We start from the raw sequence: 547 nt of genomic DNA, 5'->3' as shown, positions 1-547 counted from the left end.
GTGTTTGCTTGGCAGAACGCCGCTGCCGCTCAAAATTGCGACGCAGCCGCGACGCCTGGCGTCAATTGGCAAGAGTGTGACAAGAAGCTTCTCATCCTAGATGGACAGGACCTGAGCGGGGCGAACCTGTTCGGTGTTGATTTCACTTCGACCGACCTCAGGAACACCAATCTCCGTGCGGCAAATCTTGAGAAGGCAACTCTTGTGCGTGCTTCCCTGGCCGACTCGACCGCCAAAGGCGCCCGGTTCGACAGAATCGAGGGCTACAGGACCGACTTCAGCCGTATGGACGCGCAGGGCGCTGTGTTTGCGAGCGCGGAAATGCAGCGCTCGAATTTCCAGGACGCCAATCTGACCAATGTTGATTTCACAAAGGCAGAACTGGGGCGTGCGCAGTTCCATGACGCCGATATCAGCGGCAGCCGCTTCTCGTTTGCCAATCTCGCACGGGCGGACTTCCGAGGAGCGAGGTTTACCGCGCCGATAGACTTTGACCGCGCCTTTTTCTTTCTGACCCGTATCGAGGGCGTCGACCTTTCCAATTCGG

Annotated in this window: 1 protein-coding gene; it reads left to right on the top strand. The window is 58.1% G+C overall.

Going from position 1 to position 547, the window contains the following annotated elements:
• A partial coding sequence (locus NKH21_RS32735) for a pentapeptide repeat-containing protein (protein ID WP_352870038.1) occupies positions 1 to 547 on the top strand: 547 nt, incomplete at both ends.

The organism is Mesorhizobium sp. M1329 (genome assembly GCF_040318035.1).
In the GTDB taxonomy this organism is placed as follows: Bacteria; Pseudomonadota; Alphaproteobacteria; order Rhizobiales; family Rhizobiaceae; genus Mesorhizobium.
Note: the sequence above shows the minus strand (reverse complement) of the source record. Positions and strands in the feature narration are given on the sequence as shown.